The organism is Oleiharenicola sp. Vm1, from assembly GCF_047777955.1.
Classification (GTDB): Bacteria; Verrucomicrobiota; Verrucomicrobiia; order Opitutales; family Opitutaceae; genus Didemnitutus.
Genome location: NZ_CP180537.1, coordinates 4139590 through 4165971, shown reverse-complemented (window position 1 = coordinate 4165971; position 26382 = coordinate 4139590). Strand labels below are relative to the sequence as shown.

21 protein-coding genes and 4 pseudogenes are annotated in these 26382 nt (G+C 70.5%); 6 read left to right on the top strand and 19 right to left on the bottom strand.

Annotation, left to right across the window (positions count from 1 at the left end; translation table 11 throughout):
* Window positions 1-259: 259 nt before the first annotated feature.
* Window positions 260-640 (bottom strand): hypothetical protein, encoded by a 381-nt coding sequence (locus ACMYLB_RS19950; RefSeq protein ID WP_415908696.1) that lies wholly within the window; start codon window positions 638-640, stop codon window positions 260-262.
* 72 nt (window positions 641-712) lie between these two features.
* Window positions 713-1905: pseudogene (chrA, locus tag ACMYLB_RS19945) on the bottom strand (chromate efflux transporter).
* A gap of 113 nt (window positions 1906-2018) precedes the next feature.
* On the opposite strand from chrA, the pseudogene ACMYLB_RS19940 reads away from it, so the two are divergent.
* A pseudogene (locus ACMYLB_RS19940) lies at window positions 2019-2590 on the top strand (pseudouridine synthase).
* Window positions 2591-2622: 32 nt separating this feature from the next.
* Here ACMYLB_RS19940 and ACMYLB_RS19935 read toward each other — a convergent pair.
* The 6 genes from ACMYLB_RS19935 to ACMYLB_RS19910 all read right to left on the bottom strand — a co-directional run bounded on the left by ACMYLB_RS19935 (window position 2623) and on the right by ACMYLB_RS19910 (window position 8802).
* On the bottom strand, window positions 2623-3849 hold the full coding sequence (locus ACMYLB_RS19935; RefSeq protein WP_415908695.1) for a PEP-CTERM sorting domain-containing protein: 1227 nt from the start codon (window positions 3847-3849) through the stop codon (window positions 2623-2625).
* 107 nt (window positions 3850-3956) lie between these two features.
* Window positions 3957-4697 (bottom strand): LytR/AlgR family response regulator transcription factor, encoded by a 741-nt coding sequence (locus ACMYLB_RS19930; protein ID WP_415908694.1) that lies wholly within the window; start codon window positions 4695-4697, stop codon window positions 3957-3959.
* Window positions 4666-6069, bottom strand: a complete 1404-nt coding sequence (locus ACMYLB_RS19925) for a histidine kinase (protein ID WP_415908693.1) — start codon at window positions 6067-6069, stop codon at window positions 4666-4668. Before ACMYLB_RS19925 ends, ACMYLB_RS19930 begins: the two co-directional genes overlap by 32 nt.
* Window positions 6012-7781, bottom strand: coding sequence for a hypothetical protein (locus ACMYLB_RS19920; RefSeq protein WP_415908692.1), 1770 nt, complete (start codon window positions 7779-7781; stop codon window positions 6012-6014). The genes ACMYLB_RS19925 and ACMYLB_RS19920 overlap by 58 nt, the downstream gene beginning before the upstream one ends.
* Before the next feature lie 90 nt (window positions 7782-7871).
* Window positions 7872-8219: a hypothetical protein gene (locus ACMYLB_RS19915; RefSeq protein ID WP_415908691.1), complete on the bottom strand. Its 348-nt coding sequence runs from the start codon at window positions 8217-8219 to the stop codon at window positions 7872-7874.
* A gap of 82 nt (window positions 8220-8301) precedes the next feature.
* Complete coding sequence (locus tag ACMYLB_RS19910) at window positions 8302-8802, bottom strand: EamA family transporter (protein WP_415908690.1); 501 nt, start codon at window positions 8800-8802, stop codon at window positions 8302-8304.
* Here ACMYLB_RS19910 and ACMYLB_RS19905 point away from each other — a divergent pair.
* Window positions 8791-9000 (top strand): hypothetical protein, encoded by a 210-nt coding sequence (locus ACMYLB_RS19905; protein WP_415911153.1) that lies wholly within the window; start codon window positions 8791-8793, stop codon window positions 8998-9000. The genes ACMYLB_RS19910 and ACMYLB_RS19905 overlap by 12 nt on opposite strands.
* On the opposite strand, the pseudogene ACMYLB_RS19900 reads toward ACMYLB_RS19905, so the two are convergent.
* Window positions 8910-9200, bottom strand: a pseudogene (locus ACMYLB_RS19900) (EamA family transporter); the annotation flags it as partial. The gene ACMYLB_RS19905 and the pseudogene ACMYLB_RS19900 overlap by 91 nt on opposite strands.
* Window positions 9201-9323: 123 nt before the next feature.
* Complete coding sequence (locus ACMYLB_RS19895; protein ID WP_415908689.1) at window positions 9324-10358, bottom strand: WD40 repeat domain-containing protein; 1035 nt, start codon at window positions 10356-10358, stop codon at window positions 9324-9326.
* On the opposite strand from ACMYLB_RS19895, the pseudogene ACMYLB_RS19890 reads away from it, so the two are divergent.
* Window positions 10341-11210: pseudogene (locus ACMYLB_RS19890) on the top strand (DNA-formamidopyrimidine glycosylase family protein); the annotation flags it as partial. The gene ACMYLB_RS19895 and the pseudogene ACMYLB_RS19890 overlap by 18 nt on opposite strands.
* Window positions 11211-11350: 140 nt before the next feature.
* On the opposite strand, the gene ACMYLB_RS19885 reads toward ACMYLB_RS19890, so the two are convergent.
* Window positions 11351-12709: a toll/interleukin-1 receptor domain-containing protein gene (locus ACMYLB_RS19885; protein WP_415908688.1), complete on the bottom strand. Its 1359-nt coding sequence runs from the start codon at window positions 12707-12709 to the stop codon at window positions 11351-11353.
* A gap of 108 nt (window positions 12710-12817) precedes the next feature.
* Here ACMYLB_RS19885 and ACMYLB_RS19880 point away from each other — a divergent pair, with 108 nt between their 5' ends.
* Window positions 12818-13684, top strand: coding sequence for a lysostaphin resistance A-like protein (locus ACMYLB_RS19880; RefSeq protein ID WP_415908687.1), 867 nt, complete (start codon window positions 12818-12820; stop codon window positions 13682-13684).
* An 80-nt stretch (window positions 13685-13764) separates the two neighbouring features.
* Here the strand turns inward: ACMYLB_RS19880 and ACMYLB_RS19875 are convergent, their stop codons facing one another.
* Together ACMYLB_RS19875 and ACMYLB_RS19870 are read right to left on the bottom strand one after the other, a co-directional pair.
* On the bottom strand, window positions 13765-14439 hold the full coding sequence (locus ACMYLB_RS19875; protein WP_415908686.1) for a PEP-CTERM sorting domain-containing protein: 675 nt from the start codon (window positions 14437-14439) through the stop codon (window positions 13765-13767).
* Window positions 14436-16823 carry a PEP-CTERM sorting domain-containing protein gene (locus ACMYLB_RS19870; protein WP_415908685.1) on the bottom strand — a complete coding sequence of 796 codons (2388 nt, stop codon included), beginning with the start codon at window positions 16821-16823 and terminating at the stop codon, window positions 14436-14438. Before ACMYLB_RS19870 ends, ACMYLB_RS19875 begins: the two co-directional genes overlap by 4 nt.
* A gap of 149 nt (window positions 16824-16972) precedes the next feature.
* Between ACMYLB_RS19870 and ACMYLB_RS19865 the strand changes: the two genes are divergently transcribed.
* On the top strand, window positions 16973-18904 hold the full coding sequence (locus ACMYLB_RS19865; protein ID WP_415908684.1) for a 7TM diverse intracellular signaling domain-containing protein: 1932 nt from the start codon (window positions 16973-16975) through the stop codon (window positions 18902-18904).
* A complete protein-coding gene (locus ACMYLB_RS19860) occupies window positions 18901-19581 on the top strand; it encodes a response regulator (protein ID WP_415908683.1) in 681 nt (226 codons plus the stop codon). Before ACMYLB_RS19865 ends, ACMYLB_RS19860 begins: the two co-directional genes overlap by 4 nt.
* A 91-nt stretch (window positions 19582-19672) precedes the next feature.
* Here the strand turns inward: ACMYLB_RS19860 and ACMYLB_RS19855 are convergent, their stop codons facing one another.
* The 6 genes from ACMYLB_RS19855 to ACMYLB_RS19830 form a co-directional block, all read right to left on the bottom strand.
* Complete coding sequence (locus ACMYLB_RS19855; RefSeq protein WP_415908682.1) at window positions 19673-20968, bottom strand: hypothetical protein; 1296 nt, start codon at window positions 20966-20968, stop codon at window positions 19673-19675.
* A gap of 185 nt (window positions 20969-21153) precedes the next feature.
* The gene (locus ACMYLB_RS19850; RefSeq protein WP_415908681.1) at window positions 21154-21909 is read right to left on the bottom strand and encodes a LytR/AlgR family response regulator transcription factor; all 756 of its coding nucleotides are present in this window, start codon (window positions 21907-21909) and stop codon (window positions 21154-21156) included.
* Window positions 21906-22124 carry a hypothetical protein gene (locus ACMYLB_RS19845; protein WP_415908680.1) on the bottom strand — a complete coding sequence of 73 codons (219 nt, stop codon included), beginning with the start codon at window positions 22122-22124 and terminating at the stop codon, window positions 21906-21908. The genes ACMYLB_RS19850 and ACMYLB_RS19845 overlap by 4 nt, the downstream gene beginning before the upstream one ends.
* An 8-nt stretch (window positions 22125-22132) precedes the next feature.
* A complete protein-coding gene (locus ACMYLB_RS19840) occupies window positions 22133-23008 on the bottom strand; it encodes a sensor histidine kinase (protein ID WP_415908679.1) in 876 nt (291 codons plus the stop codon).
* A gap of 191 nt (window positions 23009-23199) precedes the next feature.
* Window positions 23200-24567 (bottom strand): beta strand repeat-containing protein, encoded by a 1368-nt coding sequence (locus tag ACMYLB_RS19835; RefSeq protein ID WP_415908678.1) that lies wholly within the window; start codon window positions 24565-24567, stop codon window positions 23200-23202.
* Between the two features lie 331 nt (window positions 24568-24898).
* Entirely contained in the window at window positions 24899-26341 is a 1443-nt protein-coding gene (locus ACMYLB_RS19830; protein WP_415908677.1) for a CobW family GTP-binding protein, read from the bottom strand.
* Between the last annotated feature and the right edge of the window lie 41 nt (window positions 26342-26382).

The following is a 26382-nucleotide window of genomic DNA, read 5'->3' as shown; positions in this document are numbered from 1 at the left end:
GCGCGGTGCGGGCGCCGGTGACGACCAGGGGGTCGAGTTCGACGGCGGGCTCGCGGGCGGGGGAAGAACGGGCTCGGACGCCGTGGCGGCCAGAGCGGTGAGAGCGAAGGGAAGGAAGGGACGGAAAAAGGAGTGCATGACGGGACGAGGGGACGGGAACGGGTCCGCGCCGACGGGCGCGAACGGGGACACGCGGAGCAATGACGGCAACGGCGCGCGGAAGCGCGCGGCGGTCAGTCGCGGGGAGCGGTGGGCGGCGTCAGGCCCGTGGGGGCGGCACGGGCACCGTGTCGGTGCGCGTGAGGCCGGCCTCGTCGACGAGGCCCGGCCAGGCGAAATCGGGCGCGGTCACCACGATGGCGGGCGTGGCCTGGAAGGCGAGCAGCACGCGGTCGCCGCCGCCGAGCGCGGCGTCGTGCGGGAGCTGGTTGCGCGCGGTGTCCTGCGCCGCCTGGGCGATGTGGCAGAGGTCGCACGCCTCGCCCTCGAAGGTGAGGCGCAGCGCCTGCGCCGCGGGCATCGCGTCCGCGTAGTCGTGGAACATCCGGGCCCACGCCACGACCTGCACCACGTTCCACACCGCGCCGTTGGCACAGAGCCAGGCGAAGAGCAGCGCGAACGTGGAGACATGGCGGCGCATCGCGGCATGCAATGCGCCGCGGGCCGGCGCGGCGCAAGCGGTTTCGCGGCGGACCGTGATTGAAATCAAGTCCTACGCGCCGGGCATAAGAAATCCTGCCGCGGCGCACGCCGCGACCACCGCCCACACCGGCACGCGCGGGACGAGCAGCGCGGCGAAGGCTCCGGCGGCGAGCGCGGCGCTGCGGGCGTCGGTCAGCGCCGCGGCGCCGATCGGGCGGATGAGGGCGGCCAGCAGCAGGCCGACGACGGCGGCATTGGCGCCGCGCAGCGCGGCCTGCGCGCGCGGATCGGTGCGCAGCGTCCGCCAGAACGGCAGCACCGCGGCGACGAGCAGGAGGCCGGGCAGGAAGATCCAAAGCGTGGCCCAGGCCGCGCCGGCCACGCCGTGCGTCGTGCCGCCGAGGAAAGCGGCGAAGGTGAACAGCGGTCCCGGCATCGCCTGCGCAGCGCCGTAGCCGGCGAGGAACTGCTCCGCGGTCAGGCCGCCCGGCGCGACGAACGCGCGCTCGAGCAGCGGCAGCACCACGTGTCCGCCGCCGAAGACGAGCGCGCCGGCGCCGTAGCAGTGAGCGGCGAGGGCGAGGAGGGCGAAGACGGCGCCAGGCGCCGCATCGCCGGGAACGCGACCAGGAGTCCCAGGAAGAGCGCGAGGAGAACCGCGGCGGCGCGGTAGGGCGGGGCGGCCGGCGGCGGCGGGGCGGGCGCGCGCGGCGCCCCGCGGGGGAAGAGGACCGCGCCGACCGCCGCGCCGGCGCCGATCACCGCGATCTGCATCCACGCGAGCGGCAGGAGCAGCAGCGCCGCGGCGGCCGCGAGGACGAGCGCGGAACGCGACCGGTCCGGCGCCAGGGTGCGCCACATCGCGAGCACGGCCTGAGCCACGACGGCGACGGCGGCGAGCTTGAGCCCGTGGAGCCAGCCGGTGCCGAGGCGCGCGGTGAGCGGGCCCGCACCGAGGGCGAAGGCAGTCATGAGCGCGGCGGACGGCAGTGTGAAGCCGAGCCACGCCGCGAGGCCGCCGGCCCAGCCGCGCCAGAGGTAGCCGAGGCCGAAGCCGGTCTGGCTGCTCGCGGGGCCGGGCAGGAACTGGCAGAGCGCGACGAGGTCGGCGTAGTGCGGCTCGTCGATCCAGCGGCGGCGCTCGACGTAGTCGCGCCGGAAGTAGGCGACGTGCGCGGCCGGTCCGCCGAACGACGTGCAGCCGAGGCGCAGGGCGGCGAGGAAGATTTGAGGGACGGTCGGGGGAGGGGCCACGAGAGACACGAGAGGCCGGACGCTGCGTCTTGCCGGGAAGAACGGCTATAGCCGCGCGTTCCGGGCCGCGCTTCGAGCACAATTTTTGTGACTTTTCGGGACAATTCGTCGGAATGCCCGGCGTGCTCCTCGCCCTGCACAAACCCTACGGCGTCCTTTCGCAATTCACGCCCGAGCCCGGCTCGCGGTGGCGGACGCTGGCGGAATTTGGTCTGCCGAAGGACGTCTATGCGCTCGGCCGGCTCGATGCGGATAGCGAGGGACTCCTGCTCTTCAGTGACGAGGCGGGGCTGAACTCGCGCCTGCTCGACCCGGAGCACGGACATCGGCGCGAGTATTGGGTGCAAGTGGAGCGGATTCCCACCGACGCGGCGCTGGCGCAGCTGGCGCGCGGCGTGACGATCGGTGGCTACCGCACGCAGCCGTGCGCGGTGCGACGGCTGGAGCCGGCGCCCGACCTGCCGCCGCGCGAGCCGCCGATCCGCGTGCGGAAGAGCGTGCCGGATTGCTGGCTGGCGCTCGAGTTGAGCGAAGGAAAAACCGCCAGGTGCGGCGCATGACCGCGGCGGTCGGGCATCCGACGCTGCGCCTCGTGCGCGCGCGGATGGGCGAGCTGACGCTCGCATCCCTGGCGCTCGCGCCGGGAAAATGGCGCGAGCTGACGGCGACGGAACGTCGGGCCGTGTTTGCTTAATCAACGACCGGCAGCCGCCGGTGCGACGGTCGTCAGCGCTGGCACGCGTTCGCGAGGGCGTGGCGACGGCGACGGACCAAGACCACCCCCAGCGCAACGGCGCCGGCGAGCGCCGCGTAGGTGGACGGCTCGGGGATGGCGCTGGCCGAGAGCACGAAATAGCCGCCGGCGCTGAAGTCGGCATTGTAGCCGAACGCGAGGATGTCGCCCGCGTCGCTGATCGCGAGGGCGTCGTGCAGCACGATGCCGTTCGACAATCCGCTCGTGAGACTGGTGAGGTCGAGCATTTGGCTCCCGTTGAAATAATACGCGCGGCTGGTGGAGGCGTCGTTCGGATCGAAAGTGCCGTCGAAGGCGGAGGAGCCGACGATGTGGCCGCTGTTGTTCATGCCGCCAAAGGTCACGTTGCCGGTCGCGCCGTTGAGCGTGCCGATGTCGTTGGCGGCGCTGAGCGTGCCGCTGCTCAGATAGAAGACGTGCGTGTGGGCGTCGCCCGCGATGTCCGAGACGCCGGCGATGCCGCCGGAGTTGGTGATGGCGTGCGCGCTGGAGGTCGTCCCGCCCAACGTGCCGAGGTCCACGCCGTTGGCGGTCAAGGTGCCGCTGTCGAGGCGGAAGGCGTGGCTGTTGGTGTTCGCGTTCGTGTAGTGCGAGCTGCCGACGATGGTGCCGCTGGCGTTGACGGCGTTGGCGGTGCTGAAAAATCCGAGGCCGCCCAGGGTGCCGAGATCGACGCCGTTCGTCGCGAGCGACGTGCCCACGGTGGTGTCGAGGCGGAAGGCGTGCGTGGTGGCCGAACTCGCGACGGAGCCGCCGACGACGATGCCGCCGGCGTTGATGCCGGTGGCGTAGCTCGATTGCGCGGCATTGCCGCTCAAGGTGCCCAGATCGACCATCGTGCCGCCGTTCGAGAAGTAGGCGTGGAAGGTGGTGGCGGTTTGCGCGTGACCGGCGAATTGGCCGGCGGAGTTGCCGAAAACGCTGAGCACGGCATCGCCGCCGAGGGAGCCGAGGTTGGGATTGCTCGGCGTGCCGTTCGCAGACGTGAACACCCGCGCGGTCGGATCCGCCCCGCCGTTGGGCGCGTAGATGCCGAGAAACACGGTCTGTCCGCTCACGGTGGTCGCGCCGGTGACGGTGACCGGGTCGCCGCTCGGCACCGTCAGCGCGGTGGCGTTGAATGTGACTTGGGCAAAGCCGGGAAGCGCAACCACCAGAAGGGCGGCGACCGGCGCGATCAGGCGAAGGAGAGTTCTCATGAAGCGTGGCAGATCGCCTCGGTGCTGGTCGAAATCTCCGCCATCGCCGAGGCGACGGGGGCGAATCCCCCGGAAATTTGTGGCGAAAACCGGCCGGCGGGACGCGCCTACAGCTTGCGGCCCAGTGCGGCCAGGCGCGTCAGCAACTCCGGCCAGTGCGCGCGCCGGGCGCGGATGGAGTCCGGTGCGGACGCGACGCGCAGTGCGGTCGTCTCCTCATCGAGGTGCGTGTAACCGTCGATCCGGAGCAGATTGACGACATATTGGCGATGCACGCGCAGGAAATGCGACGCGGGCAGCCGCGCCTCCCAGGCCGCGAGCGTCTGGCGAACGAGAAAATGTTCGCCGGTGGCGAGGCGGACTTCGGAGTAGTTGTCCTGCGAGCTGATGACAGCGATGTCGCTGACGCGCACGAAGCGGGCGGAGCCGGGGCCGGTCTTGACGTGCACGACGTCGTCCGCGCGCAGCGCGTTCGTGCTCGGATCGGGGGCGACGGCCGCGACGCGGCGCAGCGCTTCGCCGAGCCGGTCGGCCTGCACGGGCTTGAGGAGGTAATCGAGCGCGTTCACGGCGAACGCGCGCAGGGCATACTGGTCGTGCGCGGTGACGAAGATGATGCGTGCGCCCGGGCGCACGAGCGGCACGAGGTCGAAGCCGTTCCCGCCGCGCAGCTGAATGTCGAGCAGCACGAGGTCGTAGTCGTCGCGCTGCAGCGCCGCCTGCGCCTCCGGAAAACGTCCGGCCTCGCCCACGATGGCGACGTGCGGATGCGCCAGGAGCGCGCGCCGCAGGTCGTCGCGCGCCGGCTCCTCGTCGTCAATCAGCAGGGTGCGGGCGGAAGGGTTCACGGGCGGGATGGGGAAGATGCAGCAGGACGCGCACCCAGCCGTCGGCCGAGCGAATCTCGGGCGGTGGCGCCTCGGGGTAATAGCGGCGAAGGCGTTGGCGAAGATTTTCGAGGCCGATGCCGGTCGAGCTGGCACGGTGCGGGTCGCCGGCCTCGACCCACGCGCCCGTGTTGGCGACTTCGACCTGGAGACCGTCGGCGCCGTCGCTGCGGACGTGCACGCGGATTTCGAGGCGATCGGCGGAGGTGCGGCCGCCGTATTTCACGGCGTTCTCGACCAGCGGTTGCAGCAGGAACGGCGGCAGGCGCACGTCTGCGACAGCGGCTTCGGCCACGACGGTGCAGTGCAGATCGTCGCGCCAGCGCGCCTGCTCGGTGGCGAGGTAAGTCTCGATGAGCTTGATCTCGTCGGCCACGGTGCCGCCCGATTCGTCGGTGCGGGTCAGTGCGAAGCGGCAGAACTCGGCGAGTTGCGCGATCATGTCGCCCGCGGCGGCGGGCTGCTGAAAGACGAGACTGCGCAACGTGGTGAAGGCGTTGAGGAGAAAATGCGGGTTGAGCTGATAGCGGAGCAGTTCGAGCCGGGCCTTTTCCTCGGCGAGTCGCGCGGCGGTTTTCTCATCCAGCTCGAGGCGGTGGAGGCGCACCAGCTCGTCGTTCGAGCGGCGCAGCTCCTCCGTGCGGGTGGCGACCGTGGCTTCCAAAATCTCCGCGCGGCGGTGCAGGGCGCGCGTGCGGAGGGCGATCACCCCGAAGACCGCGGCGAGGCCGAGCCCCGCGTAGCCCGCCCAGGCCCAGCCGCTGCGCCACCACGGCGGCAGGACGCTGAAGCTCCACGCGACGGGCTCTCCCCAGCGCCCGTCACTGCCGCGGGCGCGAACCGAAAGCGTGTAGTTTCCTGCGGCCAGCGCGGGCAATTCGCGGCGCGGCGTGGCGTCAACCGTCACGAGCGTTTCACCGTCGCCGCTGCGCAACGTGCTTTCGAACTGTGCGGCGCGGTCGCCCGCGAGCGCCGGGGCGGCAAAATCGATCGCGAGTGAACGGCGCGCATCGGGCAGCTGTGCGCCCGCGGCGAGCGGCAGTCGCGTGCCGGCGTTTTCGACGGCGCGCAACTGCACGCGTGGCGGTGCCGCCAGCGGCTCTTCCCGCCAGCGGGCGAGGTCGAGGCGGAGCAGTCCGCCTTCGCCGCCGATCCAGAGCAGATCCGCGCTGGCGTCGTAACCCATGCCCGTGACGTCGTCCAAGCGCGTGAGCTGCGGGAGCGAAACGGGGCGCCAATCACCGTTGGGCGTGGCCACGCCGACCGACACGTTCGTCACGAGCTCCGCCTGTCCCGCCGGTCGGGCCGCGACCCAGAGTCCGTCGCGCGGCACGTCGACATTCGAGCGCGTGGTCGTCGTGCCGTCGGCGAACCGCGCGCCGTATTCCGTCGTCGGCGTCCATTTTTTCCGTCGGCACTGAGACGGAACAGGCCGCCTTCGCACCGCAGGAGGGGCGCGCCGCCCCGGACGCTCACTCGCGTCCAGCCGTGGCCGGCGGGCAACCCGCCGTTGGCCGTGTTGAACACCGTGATCTCGGGCACGCCGGGCCCCGTCGGCGTCGGCGCGGGGAAGCGCACCCGGAAGACGCCGTCGCGGGGCGTGCCCATCCACCAGACGCCGCCCGCGGTTTCCGCGAGCGAGCGGATGTGCCCCAGGCCCGGGATCGCCCCTTCGTAGATCCAGCGCTCGTTTTCGCGACGATAGGAATGAACTCCGCCGTCGCGCATGGCGAGCCAGCGTCCCGGTTGCGTGCCCATGGCGGCGAATTCGAAGACGTTGTTCGGTTCGCCGGGCAGCAGCTGCGGCTTCGTGCCGGGGCCGCGCCATTCCCACAGCGATTCGCCGTAGCCGATCAACGTGTCGCCGGCGACCGTGATGCCTTCGAGGAACGACGTGAACTCCGGCACCGGCACCAGCCGCGCCGGCTGGCTGCCCACCGCCGGCGCGAGACGCAGCAAGCCGTTGTCGGAGGAAAAGTAGAGTTCGTCCCGGAAACTCGTCGGCGGGGAAATCGGGCTGCGCGGCGCGCCGCGCTCGGGGCCGAACCACGTGAGCCACGGGCGTGCGTCGATCCGGAGAATGCCGCGCTGCAGACAGACCCAGAGATCGCCGCGGCGATTGGCGAACGGGAAGATCGGCTTGCTCGGCAGACCGGCGCCGTCGTCGATGCGCGCGAGCATGCGGCCTTCGGCATCGAGAATGAAAACGCCACGTTGCATGTAGACTGCCACCAAGCGTCCGTCGGGCAGACGGGCCGCGCGGTAGAGGAGTTGGTCGCGCAGTTCGGCGTCGAGGTCGGTCGTGAACGGCTGCAGTTCCTTTCCGTCCCAGCGCAACCAGCCGCGGCGCGAAAGGGCGAGCAACACGTGCCCGGGTTTTTCCTCGGGCAGCACCGTCATGATCGTCTGGCGCTGGAAACGCTCCGGGCGCGCGAACGGCTCGAGTTGCAGCGCGCTCGCACTTTGCCGCAACCGGAACCAGCCGGCGAGCGGGGCGGAAACCCAGACGTCGTCGCCCGCCGCGGCGAGGTTCCAGCCGCTGCCCTCCGGCAGGCGCAAGGTGGTGAAGCGGTCGCCGTCCCAGCGAAGGAGCCAGGTGTTCGAGAGAAAGAGCGGACCTTGGGAGGTGACGATCGTGCGCCAGATCTCGCCGAAGTTGCGGGCGTTTTCCGGCACGCGCTCGCGCAGGGAGACGAACATGCGCCGGCCGGTGGCGTCGGTGCGCGCGTAGCCGAGTTCGTTGACCGCGCCGATCCACAGCGTGTCGGCGGCGTCAATGGCGACGCCGCGGACGAATGTGGTGCCCGGCACCGCGATGTGATCCCAGCGGGCGCCGTCGTAGACGAGCACGCTGGCGAAGTTGCCGAAATACATCAGCCCGGCGGCGTCCTCGGTGGCGGACCAGACCTGCACGTGGCCGCCGTAGTCGCGGGGCTCGAAAAAGTCGGAGAACGGCAGACCGAGGGTGGCGCTGGGAGTCGCCGGCGCGCCGACCGCGCCGACGAGCGCGAGCAAGGTGCTGAGCAGGAGCGTGGCGCGCCGCATGCGCTCCGCACGCTGCGGCAAGACGTTCCCGCTGCAAGCCCGCGGCGCTGAGGTGGATTCCCCGTGCGCGGCAGGAGCGCGGCGACCGGCTCAGGTTTGCGCCGGCTCGGCCGTAATCGTCTCCGCCTCGAGGGAGGCGGCGAGGTGGCGGCGCAGCTTGCGCGCGGAGACGCGCAGTTTCAGCACGCGGCGCACGAAGCCGGCATTGTCCGGGTGGATTTTGAAATCGGCCGCATCGGCGGCGAAGTGCCGGAGCGTGTGCGCGCGCCCGACGTCGCGGATGAATTCCAGGTCGGGAGCGAAGAAACCGGGGATCGCGCAGAGCAGCGGGTAAAGCAGCTGGCCTTGCAGCGGCAGCGCGCGAAACAGCGCGTGGCGGGCGAAGCACGTCGGAGCGATGCGGCGGCTCGCGCAATAGCGGTCAGCGATGGTGGGCATGCGGACGCGCATCCGACGCACCGACGGGGTTTGCCTCCAAGGCGAACTGACGAACGGGGCGGAGCCGTTGACGAGCGGCGGCTCAGCTGCGCGCGCGCTGGGGGATTAACCCGGGGAAGCGCGGCCCGAAGACGCAGAGCACGAGGCCGGCGATGACGAGCGCGGCCGCCTGCAGTTTCCAGCCGGGCAGCGCCTCGCCGAGGAAGAACGCGGAGGTCACCATGCCGAACACCGGCACGAGCAGCGTGAACGGCGTGACGGTGGACGCCGGGTGGCGCGCCAGCAGCCAGCTCCAGATCGAGTAGGCGACGAGCGTCGACAGGTAGACGGTGTAGGCGAGGCTGAGCCAGGCGACGGGGCCCGCGTGGGTCAGGCCGTGCCAGACCGCCGCGCGGCCCTCGAATGCCAGCGAAGCCAGGCCCATCGGCAGGGGGACGACGAGGCCGCCCCAGACGACGAGCGCGAGCGGGTTGACCTTGCCCAGGCGGCGCGAGGTGACGTTGGCGAAGCCCCACGAGGTGGCGGACAGCAGCACGCAGACGAGGCCCGCGACGGTGACGTCGCCGCCGGTGTGGAGGGCCACGACGGCGAAGCCGCCCGCCGCCACCAGCGCGCCGGCGACCTGCACCTCCTCACGCGCTCGCCGAGCAGAGCGACGGAGAGCGCGAGCGAGACGAAGACCTGGAACTGGAGCACGAGCGAGGCGAGGCCGGCGGGCATGCCGAGCTTCATGCCGAGGAACATCAGCGCGAACTGCGCGGCGAACATCGTGAAGCCGTAGGTCAGCAGCTGCGGCCACGTGACCGCCGGCCGCGGCACGAAGAACACGAGCGGCAGCGACACGCCGACGAAGCGCAGCGCGCAGAGCAGCAGCGGCGGCAGGTCGGCGAGGGCGAGCTTGATGGCGACGAAATTGGAGCCCCAGATCGCGACGACGAGCAGCGCGAGCAGCAGATGGCGGAGAGGAAGCGTGGCGGGCACGCGCGGACAGTGGCCGCGCCGGACGCCGCGGCAAGGGGCGATCGCGTCCCGCCCGCCCTGCTTTCGGCTAATCGCACCGGCACAGTGGCACCGACCGGCACAGTTCCCAGCCGGCGCGGGCGATCAGTCGGTCCGGAAGACGAAGAGCGCACCCTTTTCCGTCCCGACGGCGAGCAGGGTGTCGTCGCCGCGCCAGGCGAACTTCGTGGCGGCGGACGGCATCTTCACCTCGGCGAAGAGCGGATTCTTGCGCGCCGGCGCCCAGAGCGAGAACCCGCCTTCGGCGGAGCCGCTGGCGAGCAGGCCGTGGGAGTTTTGAAACGCCACCGCGACGACGCGCGCGTCGTGCGGCAGCATCATCGGCTCGCGGCCCTCGGGGCCGGCGCCGCTGCAGTCCCACACGCACGCGTCGCGCCCGCCGCCGGTGGCGAGCCACTTCCCGTCGTGCGAGAACGAGAGTTCCTTCAGCCGCGTCTCGTAGCCGCTCATGTGCAGCTCGAGGTCCTCGGCCGGCGCCCAGAGGTGCACGGCGTTGTCGTGGCAGCCGGCGACGAGCCAGCGGCGGTCGGGCGACCAGGCGAGGGCGTAGATGGCGTTGCCGTAGGCGAACTCCTTCTCGGCGGCGAAGGTCGCCGCGTTCCAGAGCGCGACGTGGCCGAAGCAGGCGGCGGCGATGGCGGAGGACGGAGAACTGAGGACGGAGGACGGAGGCTGCACGGCGAGGGCGGCGATCGCCTTCGGCGCGTCGGGGAACGCGTGCGCGACCGAGCCGTCGGCACGCAGGGCGAAGAGCTTGCGGCCCGCGGCGGCGAACAGGAGCGGGGCGCCGGGGGCCGCGGGAGTCGTCCACGCGAGGTGCTCGACCCACGCGCGGCCGAGTTCCGCGGCGGCGATCGGCGCGCCGGTGGCGGGGTCCCACAGGCGCACGCAGCCGTCCTGGCCGCCGGTGGCGAGGACGTTGCCGGACGGGGACCAGGCGAGGCAATTCGCGCCGTCGGCGTGGCCGGGAAGCGCGTGCCGCACGGTGCCGGAGGCGGCGGCGTAGAGCGTGACGCCGCCGGCGGCGGAGGCGGCGGCGAGAAGCGAGCCGTCGGGCGACCACGCGAGGTCGATCACGTAGTCGTCGAGCGTGGCGGCCCAGTGCTTGGCGAAATTCATGCCCGCAAATTTCACGAAAGGCGGGCGGACGCAAAGAGGAAATTGCGCCGCGCCACGTCTTCACTGGCGGGCGTGCCCGAGTTGCCCGACATCACCGTTTACCTGGAGGCGCTGGAGGCGCGGGTGCTCGGGCAGGTGCTGGAGCGGGTGCGGCTGGTGGACATCTTCGTCCTGCGCACGGCGCGGCCGCCGCTCGACGCGGTGGCGGGCCAGCGGGTGACGCAGCTGCGGCGGCTGGGGAAGCGCCTCGCGTTCGGGCTGGCGGACGGGAAATGGCTCGTGCTGCACCTGATGGTCGCCGGCCGCCTGCAGTGGACGCCGGCGGCCGGCGCCGCCGCGGCGTCCCCGAAGGTGCGCAACGCGCTCGCGCACCTCGTGTTCCCGGGCGGCGTGCTCACGCTGACCGAGGCCGGCACGAAGCATCGCGCGTCGCTGCACGTCGTGGCCGACGAGGCGGGGCTGGCGGCGCACGCGCGCGGCGGGCTCGACGTGTTCGCGGCGACGGCGGCGGAATTCGCCGCGCGCCTGCAGAGCGAGAACCACACGCTGAAGCGCGCGCTGACCGATCCGCGGCTGTTCGACGGCATCGGCAACGCCTATTCGGACGAGATCCTGCACGCGGCGAGGCTGTCGCCCGTGACGCTGACGTCGAAGCTGGGCGCGGACGAGATCGCGCGGCTGCAGGCGGCGGCGCAGCGCACGCTGCGCGAGTGGACGGAGCGCCTGCGCGCGGAGGCGGCCGGCGGGTTCCCCGGGAAAGTCACCGCCTTCCGGCCCGAGATGGCCGTGCACGGCAAGTTCGGCGCGCCGTGCCCGGTGTGCGCGACGACGGTGCAGCGCATCCGCTACGCGGAGAACGAGGTGAACTACTGTCCGCGCTGCCAGACCGGGGAAAGCTGCTGGCGGATCGCTCGCTCTCGCGCCTGCTCAATTCCGACTGGCCGAGGACGATCGACGAGTGGGAGGAGCGGCAGGCGGGGCGCTGAGGCGCGTCACTTGGCCGCCGCGGCCTTGAGCACGGCGTCGGCGATCTGGGCGCCGAGCGCGGCGGGATCGCTGTCCGTCACCGGGAAGCGGCCCGACCAGGCCACCGCGCCGTTTTCGCCGCGCACGAGGACGACCTCGAGCTCGGGGGCGGCGGCCGCCGGCGCGGGCGGGGCGGGCTCCGTCGTCGTGGCCGGCGTGGCCGGGACCGGCGCGCGCACGAGGCGGGCGCCGAGCACGAAGGTGGCGTCGAGTTTCTTGCCCAGGCTGGCGAGCGCCTCGTTCGACGGCGCGGGCAGCGGGGTGGAGATCAGGGCGGTGTCGCCGGCGCGCTCGATGGAGAGGCGGCCCCAGAGCGGGGTGAAGACGTCGGTGAGGAATTTGACGTCCGCCGGGTCGGTGAGGCCGGCGGCGAACGGCACGGCGACGATCTGCTTGTCGGCCGCCTCGGAGTTCTTGAGTTCGGTCGCGAGCCGCTTGGCCATTTCCTCGCCGAGGGCGGTGAGGCCGGACTGGTTGAGCGTGTCGCGTGCCTTCGCGATCTCGGCCTGCACCTCGGCGGGCTTGAGCTTCTTTTCCGCCGCGGGTTTTTCCCGCTTCTCGGAGCTGCCGCCGCCGCGTGCGCAGTAGGACACGAAGGAGAGGATGAACCAGACGATGACGATCGCGCGGACCCACTTGGGGGCGCGGCGGAACAGCAGCCAGGCGGCGGTGATGATCCACCACAGGACCTCGGCGATGAACTTCAGGCCGGCGGGCAGGCCGGTGCCCTGCATGTGCGGGAAGGACGGCATCGGCGGCGGGCCGTCGTGGGCCGCGGGCGAACCGGGCGGGAGCGGCGGCGGCGCGTGCGGCGACGTCGGCGCGCGCGAGATGGGCGGCTCGGTCCGGCCGCGGGGCGGCGTGGGCGCGAGGTGCTCGCCGGCGGCGAGGCGGCGGGCGAGCGTCTCGAGCGCGGGCGTGGCGGCGCCGGCGGCGGCGCGGAGCCATTGCACGGAGAGGAATTTTTCCGGGACGCGGGCGTTGCCCTCCGTGGTGCCGTCGATGCAGATGGGCAGGAGGAACATGACATCGTCGGCCATGTCGAGCGTGCGCTCGACCGCGAGGCGCCACTCGCGGCGGAAGTAGCCTTCCTTGCGCCGCTCGGTGTTGGCCGAGATCACGGGCATGAAGTAGTCGCACTCGCGGATCTGGCGGCGGATCTTCTGGTCCCAGGCGTCGCCGCCCTCGAGTTCGCTCTCGTCATACCAGACGTCGAGGCCGGCGGCCGCGAGCGTGTCGCGCAGGCGGCGCGCGGCTTCGCGGTCCTCGGAGGCGTAGCTGATGAACAGCGTCGGCTTGGGTGTCGGTGTGGCGGGGGACGTCACGCGGCGAGACGTTCGCGGCGGGGCGGAGCGGGGTCAAGCACGGTGCGAGGACGGGGTAGCGGGAGAATTATGGTGCGCGCGGCGCGGCCGGCGACATAGGGTCGGGACATGATTGCGTCCCTCGCGTGTGCGTTGCTGGCCCTGGCCGTCGCGGCGTTGTGGCTGCCCGGCTCGTGGCTTGGCCGGCCGGCGTGGCAATGGCTCACGGTCGTGGCGCTCGGGGCGGCCTGGGGGAGCGGCGTGATCCGCGCGGAGGGCGCGTGCGTGGCCTACCTGTGGTTCCTGGCGCTGCAGGTCTGGACGATCGACGGCGGGGCGCCGGGGCGGCGGCGCGCGCTGGAGGCGGGGGTGGTGCTGGTGGCGGCCGCGGCGCTGATGGCGCACGCGATGCCGGGGTTCGCGAATCCGCGCTTGATCGACGCGGTGCGGTTCACGCCGGACGCGGTGCCGTTCTCGCTCTACGTGAATTTCGACAAGACCCTGCTCGCGCTCGGGCTGCTCGGGCTGGCGCACGCGCGGGTCGCATCGGCGCGCGAGTGGCGCCGCGTGTTCGTGGAGGTGGCGAAGGTGGCGCCGCTGGCGATCGCGGTGGTGCTCGCCGGCTCGTTCGCGCTCGGCTACGTGCGCTGGGCGCCGAAGCTGCCGGTGGAGGCGCCGCTGTGGCTCGCGGTGAATCTGCTTTTCACGTGCACGGCAGAGGAGGCGCTGTTCCGCGGGTTCGTGCAGGGCGGGTTGCGGCGCGCGTGGGAGCGGCGGCGCGGAGGAAACTGGGCGGCGCTGGCGGTGGCGGCGGTGCTGTTTGGTCTCGCGCACGCCGCCGGTGGCTGGAAATACGTCGCGCTCGCGACGGTGGCCGGCGCGGGCTACGGCTGGGTTTACGAGCGGACGCAGCGCGTCGAGGCCAGCGTGCTCGCGCACTGGGCGCTGAACGCGCTGCACTTTTTCCTGTTCACCTATCCCGCGTTGGCGCGGTGAGCGATGCGCACCGCGTCGTCCGGCGGGCTACTCCGAGGCTGAGGAGCCGAGTGGGTTTCGCTCGGCGCAGGGGTGCCGGATCAGGTTGCGCGGGCGCGGCGGCGGCGGAGCGCGACGAGAGCGGTGGCGCACGCACCCAGAATGGCGGCGGAGGTGCCCGGCTCCGGGACGGCGCTGGTGGTGGCGGTGAGTTGGAGGGTCGAGCCCACGAGCGACAATTGATAGGTGTAGCCCGCGATCGTGTTGCCGAGGGTGAAGTCGCTGACGTCGAAGCTGCTCGTGCTGGCATCGGAGAAATCGAAGAGCGTGTAGCTGGCGGCGGTGAAGCCGCCGGCGTCGGCGAGGTTGAGCGTGATGCCGCCCGCGGACGCGGAGCCGGTGAGCGTGCCGCCGGAGACGCGGAGGAGATCGCTGGTGGTGCCGAGTTGGAAGTCGAGGATGGCGCCGTCGTTGAGCTTGAGGCCGTTGGTGAACGTGAGCGTGCCGGGCGAGTTGCCGGGAGCCAGGGTGGAGCCGGCGCCCAGCGTCACCGCGCCGGTGAGAGTGCCGGTGCCGGCGAGGGTGCCGCCGTCGAGCGTGATCGTGTTGCCGAGCGTGTAGCCGCCGACGTCGAGCGTGCCGCCGTGCACGGCAACGCTGCTGGAGCCGAAGGCGGTGTGACTGCCCGCGATGAGCGTGCCGGCTGCGACGGCGGTCGTGCCGGAGAACCCGCTATCGCCTGCGAGCGTGGTGGTGCCGATGCCGCGCTGGGTCACGGTGCCCGGTCCGTTGATGCTGAGGAAAAAGTGGTCGCGTCGGTCTGGTTGAAGTTGATGGCGGCGGTGCCGCCGCCGAAGACGACGCCGGGTCCCGTGACCGTTCCCGCCGTGGTGGCGTTGGCGAGGTCCGCGGCGCCGATGTTCAAGGTGCCGCCGGAGTTGCTGCCCTCAGCGAGAATCAGGCCACCATCGGCCTGCATGCGGCCGCCATTTTGCACGGTCAAGGAGTTGTTGGCGCCGGCGACGCCGCTACCGCCATCGTATCCGATGTAAGTTTGTTGGAGCGTTCGCCAGGTGGTCACCCCGTTCAAGATCATCTGATTGTTACTCGAATCCTGTCCGAGATAAACATAGTTGGTCAGGACGCCTGTCCTGTCGCTGATGTTAAACGTGTTGCCCGAACCGTAGACCGTAACGAGGGAGGCTTCAAAGCCACTGCGATTCAGGTTGAGTTGGTTGTTGTCACCCCACACCGAGACTTCGGTCACGATTCTGGCGCCCGTCGAGCGACCGAGCGTCAGCGACGAGGACGACCACAGATCCAACCGCCCTGCCTCGAAATAGGAGAATCCGTCGACAATCAGCGATCCACCTTGGTTCAAATCGCCTCCGCCACTATCGGGAGAGTTGCCCAGCACGATGCTGTCTGGTGCCGACACGGAGTGGACGTTGAGCGTGCCTCCCTGAACCACCAGGATGTCTGCCTCGTAATTGGGTAGGGTGAGCGTGCCGGCGCCGGTTTTATACAAAGACTGCGAGGCCGAGACGGTCCCCGTTTGAACCGCGGAACCGGAGTCGATGTTCAGGTAAACTTTCGCGCCGGTGTAGTTGGCGGTGTCGATCTGCCCGGCGGTGTAGTTGATCGTGGTCGTGGTCTGAGCCCGCAGGGCCGCCCCGCCGAGGAGGACGGCGCTGCCGGCGAGGGAAAGGAGGCGGAGAAAGCGTGAGCGGTGCATGGCGCGTGGTGCGGCAAGGAGGACGCAGCGCGGCGCCGCAGGCGAACGGCCAAACTCAGTAGCACTACTTAGTTTTCCCGCGGCGGCGGTCTGAGCGGCAAGGTGCCTCCCGCGCAGAACTGGGTATGGCTCGGCCCCGTCCGTTCCGATGTCCGCGGTGAGGTCCTCGCGGCGCGATCCGAGGTTCGTTTGGTCTCGCGAGCGACTGCGGGAAAAAATTCGCGCAGGCGCGCGGAAGCGCGATGGCGGTTCAACGCGACAAGGCCGAGCGCGCTGAGGCCGGCGAGCACGGCGTAGGTCGCGGGCTCGGGGGCAGCCTTCGCCACGGCTCCGGCCGACGGGCCGGCGCCGGCGGAGGGCGACGAAGGCGAGGGCGCACGCGCCAATGAGAGCGGCGTAGGTCGACGGCTCGGGGACGGCGCTGGCACTGTAGCTGGTGTCGAAGTAGTGCTGCAGGCCGGTCTCGGGGGTGTAGACGAAGACGTTGCCGGCGTCGTCGAGGTTGAGGTAGGAGGCGCCGGTCCAGCCGTTCCGGCCGTTGGTGTCGGGATTGCCGCCACCGGTGAAGGTGAAGTCATCGAGATGATTGCCGGCGAGATCGTAGGCGGTGCCACCGCCGAGGCCGTCGGCGATGAAGAGATGGCCGGCGGAGTTGATGGCCATGCCCGCGTAGCCGGAGGTGAGGGAGGCCGCGACGGTGAACGAGCTGCGGAGTCGGTCGGCATCGGCCAGGCCGTCGCTGAGGTCGAAACTCTGGACGCGGTAGGTGCCGTTGGGGTTGTCGAGGACGTAGAGCAATCCGTCGGGGCCGAACGCGGTGCCGCCGACGTTGCTAACCAGGCCGACGGCGGTATCCGTCGCGACTCCGTTAGCGCGGTTAACCACGTAGAAGCGATCTGGATTTTCGGACATCGAAAGCGTGAAGATCGAGTCGTTGGCGTAAGCGAACATCGCGGATCCCACACGTTGCACGCTCAAGGTCACCGAAGTGAAACTGTTACCGATGGTGGCGTAGGTATAGACGAGGTTACGCGCGCCCCACGCGAAGATCAGGGGACCGGAGCTTCCGACGGGGTTGCCGATGGCGGCGACAGGGATTTCGGGAGAGATCTTAAACGCAGCCGGAAACTGGGGCACCTCTGTCTCCAACGCATTCGTGAGGGCGTTCCATCGATAGAGGCGGCTCTCTGACATCACGCGCGTGCCCGTCAGGCCGGCGTTCCGGCCGTTCAAAGGAAGAATGAAACCGTGATTGTCCGGCAAAGCGATGTTGCCGACGTAGTCGATGGCCTGGGCGCGGAGGTCCGCGGTCGCGAGAGCGACGGCGACGAGGCCTAGGCCGAAGCGGACGGTCGGCCGCCGAGCCGAGAGCGGGAGCAGCGGGAGGAATTTTCGGGCGGCGCGGGCGAACACGGTGCGGTTCACCTTGGTTCGCGCCGCCGCCGTGACAACCGGCCAAGCTCAGTAGCACTACTTAGTTTTCCCGCAGCGGCGGTCTTGCGAACGCGGCGCGGGGTGCAAGGCTCGCGCTCATGCCCCCGCCGCGCGCCACCTCCTGGCTGACTTTCGTCGGCGTGCTCGCGCCCGCGGTCGTCGTGCTGGTCCTCGCGCTGCTGTTCTCGCGGGAGAATCCCGGCGCGGTCGGCTTGCCGGCGACGGACGGCGAGATGGCGTTTCTGGCAGACGCGGGGCGCGGGCTGGATTTCGGCGCGGTGTGCGCATTGCCGGCGGACGCGTGGCAGCCGGGACCGGACGCGACGCGCGGCTGGCCGGGACGCGGGGTGTGGTGGACGCGGGTAACGCTCCGGAATCCGACCGCGCAGCCGTGGCATGGGGTGCTGGCGGCGCGCAGCGCGTTCACCGATCGCGTCGAGGCTTGGACGCGCGACGGCGAGGGGTGGACGCGGCGGGAGCTGGGCGAGGCGACACCGGTGCGCGAGCGACCGTTGCGCGGACGCGAGATCGCGCTGGGGGTGGAGGTGCCGGCGCAGGGCGAGGCGGTGGTGTTTTTCCGGAGCGAGGATCGCTTCGTGGCGTGGCAGGGCTGGCTGTGGTGGCGCGACGTGGCGGATTTCTCGGCCGCGGTGACGGGCCGCTGGATCGCCGAGGCGGTGTATTTCGGCGCGCTGTTCGCGCTGCTCGGCTACAACGCGCTGTTGTGGGGGCGGCTGCGGCTGGCCGACATCGGGTTCTACGTGCTGCACGCGGCGACGGTCGCGCTGTTCCTGCTGCTGGCGCGGGCGTGGCCGGCGGCGGCGGGCGTGACGCTGGCGTCGCCGGCGCTCGAGACGGCGCTGGCGGTGACGCTGGCCCTGAGCGCGTATTTTCTCACGCGGTTCGCGCGGGAGTTTTTGGAGACGGCGCGGTGGCTGCCGCGGGCGGATCGGGCGATGCGCGTCGCGGGCTGGGCGATGCTGGCGCTGGCGGCGGCGGGGTTGGCGACGCCGTGGGGCGCGCGGGCGCACGGCTTCGCGCTGGCGGTGCTGGCCGACGCCGTGCTGCACGTGGCGTGGTTCGCGCTCGCGCTGGCGGCGTGGCGGGCGGGCGCGGCGCAGGCGCGGTTTTTCGTGCAGTCCTTCGGGTGTTTGTTCGCCGGCTCGCTCGTCGCCATGTCGACGTGGTGGTGGCGGGCGGGCGAGGAAGTGCCGTTGGGCGGATTGATGCTCGGCTCGGCGCTCGAGATGCTGCTGCTGTCGCGCGCGGTGGCGGAGCGCTTCGCGCAGGCGCAGCGCGAGAAGGCGGAAGCGCAGGAGCGGCTGGCGGGCGAAACGGAGCGGCGGCGGGCGTTGCAAGAGGCCTACGCGGACGAACTCGAGGCGGAGGTGCGCGACCGCACGCGCGAGTTGGAGCAGGCCAATGCGGACAAGGACCGCATGCTCGCGGTGATCGGGCACGACTTGCGCAGTCCGCTGGCCGGTCTGATGCGCGCGGCGGAGGCGGAGAGCGGAACGTTCGCGCGCGACACGCTGCGCACGGGGCGCGCGGTGCTGCTGTTGATCGAGGATCTCGTGTTGTGGGCGCGACTGCGCGCGGGCACGCGCCAGATCGCGGCGCACCCCGCGGCGAACGTCATCGCGCCGGCGGTGGCGCTCCACCGGTCGCTCGCCGCGAGCGGCGGCGTGGAGCTCGTGGTGGATGTGCCGGAGGAGTTGCGGGTGGAGACGGAACTCGTGTTGGCGCAGACGCTCGTGCGCAACCTGCTCGCGAATGCGCTGAAATTCGCCGAGACGCGCGTGGTGTTGCGCGTCATGCGCGCGCCCGGCGGTGGCGTGCGCGTGACGATCGCGAACGACGGGCCGCCATTGTCCCCAGCGGTGGCCGCGCGGCTGGCGACGGGCGAGAACGAGCCGCTGACCGCAACGGGCGGCCTGGGGCTGCGGCTGTGCCGCGAGATTTGTCAGGCGCTCGGATCGCGGCTCGAGGCGGGCGTTTCCGTCGACGGTGGCACGGAGTTTGGTTGCCTGCTGCGCGAGGCGGCGGCGAAGCCGGAGGAAAATTTGCGATGAATAAACCGACTGCACCGACGGAATTGAACGCCGCCACAGCGCGTGCCCGCGTGATGATCGTGGAGGACGAGGGGCTGATGCGGGAATTTTTCACGCGCTGGGTGCGCGAGCTGCCGCGTTACGAGTTCGCGGGCGCGGCGCGGTCGGGCGAGCAGGCGCTGCAGCAGATCGACGCGCTGCGGCCGGACGTGCTGTTGGTGGACTTCCAACTGCCGGGGATGGACGGGCTCGAGTTCGTGCAGGCGGCGCGGCAGGTGCGGCCGCAGCTGCGCGCGCTGTTGGTAACGACACTGGTCGACCCGCTGACGATCACGCGGGTGCAGGAATCCGGCGTGGAGGGTTATGTCGAGAAGGACGAGACGACGCGGAGCCTCGCCGAGGCGCTGGATGCGGTGACGGACGGACGGCGTTTCTTCTCGGAAAAATTCCGCGACACGCTGGCGCGGGAGCGCACGAAGCCGGCGGGGCTGGGGAAGATTCTCACGCGCCGCGAACAGCAGGTGCTCGGGCACGTGCTCGCGGGGCGCGCGAACAAGGAGATCGCGGACCTGCTCGGACTAAGCGTGCGCACGGTCGAGTGCCACCGCCTCAATCTGATGACGAAGCTCGAGGCGACCAACTTTGCCGAACTGGTCGAGCGCGCGCGGATCCATGGCTGGGAGGGCGCGGACTCCTGATGACCAGGGCGTCGTCGATTCGACGACCTCTTTCCCGATCAAGCGGTGCGGTGGCGAGACCGAGGAGCAGCCGATGGCGAGCGGCGGCTCTTCACGCAGTGTTTTTGCGTCGGCGGAGCCCAGTCACGCACAAAGCCACGGCTGCCAGGGCGGCGGCGCAGGTGGCGGGCTCCGGGACGGCGCTGGTGGTGGCGGTGAGTTGGAGGGTCGAGCCCACGAGCGACAATTGATAGGTATAGCCGCTGATCGTGTTGCCGAGGGTGAAGTCGCTGACGTCGAAGCTGCTTGTGCTGGCGCCGGAGAAATCGAAGAGCGTGTAGCTGGCGGCGGTGAAGCCGCCGGCGTCGGCGAGGTTGATCGTGATGCCGCCGGCGGAGGCGGAGCCGGTGAGCGTGCCGCCGGAGACGCGGAGGAGATCGCTGGTGGTGCCGAGTTGGAAGTCGAGGATGGCGCCGTCGTTGAGCTTGAGGCCGTTGGTGAACGTGAGCGTGCCCGGCGAGTTGCCGGGCGCGAGCGTGCCGCCGCTGGCGATCGTGGTGAGGCCGCCGATCGTGCCGCTGCCTCCGAGCGTGGCGCCGGTGTTGACGGTGACGGCAGAGGAAGTGAGCGAGCCGTTGACGAAGGTGGTGCCGCCGTTGAGCATGGTGGCGCCGGTGTGGGCGAGGGAGCCGGAGAAGACGTTGGCGCCGGCCGTCACGACGAGTTTGAGGGTGCCGGAGGTGGCGATGCTGGTGCCGGAGGAAGTGCCGTCCTTGGTGAAGTAGGTGGTGCCGGTGGTGTTGAACTGCAGCGTGCCCGCGCCGGCGCCGTTCGTGATGGTGGCGGCGTTGACGATGCCGGCGGCGGCGGCGGTGGCGTTGGCGGCGGCGCCGATGTTCAGCGTGCCGTTGCTGCCACTCGATACTGCCGCGGTGATTGCGCCGGTGCCGTTGCTCACGGCGACGGTGCCGCCCTGACTGAGCGTGAGTATGCCGGTGCCACGGCTGGCCAAGTAGAGCGTGCTGCTGCTCGACAATTGAGAGTTGCTGCCGGTGACCGTAGCGACGCTGGTTCGGTTGAGGGTGTAACCGAAGGAGGTGGTGCCGGTAACTTTGAGGGCGCCGCCGTTTTCGATCTGCAACGAGCCATTCGAGGGGGAGGCGACCTGGGCGCTGCCGTTGCTGGTGAGCGTGGCGCCATTGGTGATGGTGAGCGTGGCGTTATTGTTCACCACGATGCCGCTGACGGTTTGGTTGGAGGAAATCGTGGTGTTGCTGGAATAGGTCGTTTGCGCGACGGCATCACGCCCGGCGAAGAGGGCGCACAGGACGAGCGTGGCGCAACGAAGTAGGCGGGACAGGGCGCGTGCGGACGATGCGTGGCGACGGTGAAGGACGGAAAAACTCATGGCGTGGAGGAAGGGGACCCTGGCCGGCGATCCGGCGGGGCGTGGTGTGTGCCTCGTCCATACGGAAGATCGGGCCTGGGATTTAGCCCGATTGCACGAAACAGGCGGAAAAACCGACGAAACGGGCAGACGACGTGAAGCGGACCGGTGCGCCAGTTCCGCGCGCGGCGGGCGTGAACGGACGGTTAGCCGGCGAGCGCGGCGCGGATTTGGCTCAACGCGACGCGGCGCAAGAGGAGTGTAGGCGCGCCGGCGGCGTCGAGCGTGAGCTGACCGTCGTCGCGGGAGCGGACTTCGAGCCGGGTGACGCGCGCGAGATTCACGAAGAGCGAGCGGTCGGCGCGCAGAAACGGCGGCGCCGGCAATTGCTGGGCCCACGTGCTCATGCTGCGCGGCAGGAACATCGTGCGCTCCGCCGCGAGGTGGACGTGCGTGTAGCTGCCCTCGGCGACAATGGCGGCGATGTCGCCGAGGCGCACGCGGCGCAGCCGGCCGGCGTCGCGGAGAATGAGCGTGTCGTCGAGGCCCAGCGCTGTCGGGACGGCGGTCGGCGGCGCCGAAACGGCGGCGGGCGGGATGCGGCCGTGGCGCGCGTGATGGAGGGCGAGCGCGAGGCGCTCGGGCACGACGGGTTTGAGGAGGTAGTCGGCGGCGCTGGCGGCGAAGGCGCGCAGCGCGAACTGGTCGTGCGCGGTGACGAAGACGATGGCGGGCGCGGGCGAGAGCAGCGGCAGCAAATCGAAACCGCTCGCGGGCGGCATTTGCACGTCGAGGAAAATGACATCCGGGCGCAGCTCCGCGGCGCGGGCGGCGGCGTCGGCGACCGAGCCGGCTTCGCCGACGACGGTCACGTCTGCGTGCTCGGCGAGGAGCTGACGGAGGTATTTGCGCGCGAGGCGTTCGTCGTCGACGAGGAGAGCGCGAAGCGGATGCGGGCTCATGCGGCGCGTGTGGTTTCGGCCGCGGTGGGAGTGGCGGGCGGATGGCCCACGGGCACGTCGACGGTGACGCACACGTGGCGGTCGTCGTGCTGGATGGTCAGGCGTGCGTCGTCGCCGTGGAGCAGGGCGAGGCGGCGGCGGAGATTGGCGAGACCGATCTGGGTGGAGTCGGGGCGGTCAGGGCGCGGCTCGAGCCAGTGGCCGGAGTTTTCCACGCTCAGGATCAGGCGGCTGTCGCGAAGGCGGGCGGTGACGGCGACGCGCAACGGGACGGGCGAGGTGCGCATGCCGTATTTGACGGCGTTCTCGACGAGGGGAGCAGCACGGCCGTGGGCGCGAGGGCGGTGCGCGCGGCGGGTTCGATGTCGAGCGTGTGCATCAACCGCTCCTCGAAGCGGCTCTGTTCGACGCCGAGGTAGCCGGCGATGGCGGAGAGTTCGGCGTCGAGTGGCGCGTGATGGCCCGGGTGCAGCAGCGAGGCGCGCAGGTAATCGGCCAGTGCGCGAGTGATGGTGCGGACGGCCCGGGGGTTGTCGTCACACTCGGCGAGGATGGAGTTGAGGGCGTTGAAGAGGAAGTGCGGGTTGATCTGGGCGCGCAGCGTGGCGAGCTCGGCTTCGCGCGCGGCGGTCTCGGCGCGGTGCAGCTGGCGTTCGTGGTCGCGGCGGTCGAGCAGCTGGCGCAGGAGGAAATACAGTGCGCTCCAGCAGCCGAGGATGAGGAAACGCCCGAAGAGCGACGTGAATTGCACGAAGCCCCAGGGGCCGGTCGTGAAACCCGGCGGCAGCGTGGCGAAGAACAGCTGGAAGAGGAGCGCGTCGACGAGCGTGGCGACGCCGATGAAGGCGAGCGCCGGGAGCACCAGCTTGAGTGGCGTGCGCGGACTCTTCAGCCAGCGACGATAGGCCAGCCACAAGCCGAGGGAGGCGACAAATCCCGCGAGTTGGCGGCCGAGGCCGATCGCGATGGCGGTGGGCAGCGGAGCGCCGAAGAGGACGTTGAGCGTGATGCCCAGCGGCCCGAGCGCGGCCCAGCCGCCGATCTGGAGAAGCCAGAACAGGCGGCGGCGCGAGCGGGAAGGGTCGTCAGCGGGGAGCACCGGCGGAGCTTCAGACGGTGGAGAGGCGTCCGGCGATGGCGAAATTTCCGGCGTGGGCTCGGCGCCGGGTGCCGTCGCGCGCGTCCGCGCCGTTGCGCGGGCCGGCGTTCGCGGGGTCGTCGGCGGGGCTCGTGGGCCGGGACAGCAGCCGGTCGGGCGAGGGGGCTGTGAAAGGGCGCGGATCGCCGGCGTCAATCGCGCTGGGTCGCGCTGCGGCGCCAACCGACAAGGCCGAGCGCGGCGAGGCCGGCGAGCGCGGCGCAGGTGGCGGGTTCGGGGACGGCGGAGGCGGTGGCGACGAGCTGGAGGGTCGAGCCGGTGAGCGACAATTGATAGGTGTAGCCCGCGATCGTGCTGCCGAGGGTGAAGTCGCTGACGTCGAAGCTGCTGGTCGTCGCGCCGGAGAAATCGAAGAGCGTGTAGGTGGCGGCGGTGAAGCCGCCGGCGTTGGCGAGGTTGATCGTCACGGTGCCGCTCGCGGGGCCGGTCAGCGTGCCGCCGGAGACGGTGACCAGGTCGCTCGAGGTGCCGAGGTCGAAGCCCAGCACCGCTCCGGAATTGAGCGTGACGCCGTTGGTGAAAGTGAGCGAGTCAGCCGCGAGGATGCCGCCGGAGGCAAGGGTCGTCGGCCCGCCCACCGAGCCGGAGCCGCCGAGCGTCGCCCCAGAAGCGACCGTGACGGAGCTGGTGTTGCCCAGCGCGCCGTTCACGAGGAGCGTGCCGGCGTTGACCTGGGTTGCGCCCGTGTAGGTGCTGCTGCCGGACAGCGTCATGGTTCCGGTTCCGGCCTTGATGACGCCGCCGCTCCCGGACAGGGCGCCGGAATAGGTCGTGCTGCGGTTGTTCTGGCCGAACGAGTAGGTGACGGCGGCGCCGTTGCTGGATTTGTTCAGGGAGAGATTGCCGCTGCCCTCCAGCGCGCCGACGAAGGGCGTGGTGATGGTCGTGGTCAGGGAGCCGCCGTTGAGATTGATCGTGGCGTTGTCGAATGCGTGGGCGCCGCCGGTCGTGAGATGAACGGTTCCGGCGTTCACGCTGAGGGTGCCCGAGTAGGTTGTGAAACCGGTGGTGGTAAACTGAAGCGTGCCCGCGCCGGTTTTGGTGAGGTCGCCGGATCCGTTGCCGCCCTGCAGCCACAGCGTTCCGCCGGCGACGACGCTGATTGCGGAGGTGACACCGGAGTTGAAATTCAGCAGCGCCGCGATCGTCTCGGTGCCGGCGGACTGGTTGTCCGTGATGCCGCCGGCTCCGATCGTCAGCGTCGAGCCGGAGTTGGCGATGGTGTAGAGCTGGGCGGTGGAATCGAACGTCACTCCATAGACGTTCCAATTGGTGTCGAGGACCGGCGCGGTGCTGCCGGCGTCGGAAAAAATCACCGTCGTCGTGCCGTCGTTGCTCGGCAGGCCGTTCGCCCAATTCGATGCGGTCGACCAATTGGCGTCGCTGCCGCCGGATTGCCAGGCGGTCTGTGACCACGCCCACGGGGCGGGAGCCCAGGCGACCAGCAAGAGCAACAGACGAGGAAACGCGCCGCGGCGGGACGTGGAAAGGAGCGCCATGTTCTCAAAGCCGACACGTCGTCCGGCCAAGCACAACGGCAAACGACGAGAGCGGCGAACAATGCTCGGCACCGTCCTGGTCCGAGCGTGTCCGCACATCGGGTTTTTTCCGATGCACGTGTTCGGTGCCGCGGCGGGTGAGCCCCGTTGAGCGGGGCGGTGCCGGCGGGAGCGGCTCGCTGGCGCACGCCGCCGCGACGCGATCGCTGCGCGCGATCCGAGCGACGGCGCAGCGCGACGAGGGCAAAGGCAGACAGGCCGAGGAGGACGGCGTAGGTTGTCGGCTCGGGGCCGGCGCGGCGAATGCCGGCGCCACGCGCGGAAACGCTCCTCAGGCCAGGCAGGCCTTGAAGCCCTCGGTGAGGGCGGCGCGGTCGAGGTTCTTGCCGATGAAGACGAGGGTGTTGGTGCGGTTCTCGTCGCGCTGCCACTCGCGGTCGAACTTCGCGTCGAAGAGCATGTGCACGCCCTGGAAGACGAGGCGCTTGTTCGTGCCCTTGACGCAGAGCACGCCCTTCATGCGGTAGATGTCGCCGCCCTTGGTCTTGAGCAGCTCGCTGATCCAGTCGTTGAGCTTCTTGCCGTCGAGGTCGCCGGGGACGCTGATGCCGACGGAGGCGACGGCCTCGTCGTGCGCGTGCTCGTGGCGGAAGGTGCGGTCCCAGGCGTATTTCGTGAACGCGCCGCTGGGGAGGTAGAAGTGCGTGGGGACGTCGTGGGCGGTGAAGATCAGGTAGCGGCCGGCGGCGGCGATCGGCACCTTGAACTTGCCGTATTCGGCCGCGAGCTTGAGGCGGTTGAGCTTGGGGCCGACCTCGAGCGCCTCGCCGGGGAGCTTGATCGCCTCCCAGTCCGAATAGGTCTGGACGGTGGCGTTGATCGCGGCGGTGAGGTCGGGCTCGGCGAAGGACTTCACGGGCAGCACGACGACGTCGAGCTCGTTGTGGTTGTGGCCGCAGTCGGGGCCGCACTCGTGGTCGTGCTCGCCGTGGTGATGGTGGTGCGCGTGGCCTTCGTGGCCGTGGCCGTCGTGCGCGTCGTCGGCTTCCGACGGGTCGTGGCCGATCTCGAGTTCGTGCACGCCGGGCGACAGCTCGTAGCCGCCGGCCCATTCGAAGGGGTATTCCATCTCGAGGAACTGCGGATCGACCTCGACGGCACGCTCGAGCTTGAAGCCGCCGAGATTGAGGACGCGGTCGACCGGCACGTCGGCGTTCTGGGCGCGGTAGACCTTGGCGACGGCGTTGATGCGGCGGAGGCGCTGCTCGAGCGCGTCGAGCTCCGCGGGCGCGATGAGGTCGGTCTTGTTGAGCAGGATGACGTCGGCGAAGGCGACCTGCTTGAGCGCCTCGGGCGAGTCGTCGAGGTGGAGCAGGATGTGTTTCGCGTCGACGACGGTGACGATGCCGTCGAGGGAGAACTGCTCGCGCATCTCGGGGTCGGTGAAGAAGGTCTGGGCGACCGGCGCGGGGTTGGCCAGGCCGGTGGTCTCGATGAGGATGGCGTCGAGGCGGTCCTTGCGCTTCATCAGGCGCGCGAGGATGCGGAGGAGGTCGCCGCGCACGGTGCAGCAGATGCACCCGTTGTTCATCTCGAAGATCTCCTCGTCGCTCTGGATCACGAGCTGGTTGTCGACGCCGACCTCGCCGAATTCGTTTTCGATCACGGCGATCTTGCGGCCGTGCTGCTCGGTGAGGATGCGATTGAGCAGGGTGGTTTTGCCGGCGCCGAGGAAGCCGGTGAGGACGGTGACGGGAATGGGAGCGTTGGCCATGTCGGAGACCAGAAGACAGAGGGCAGAAAGTCCGCCGAGGC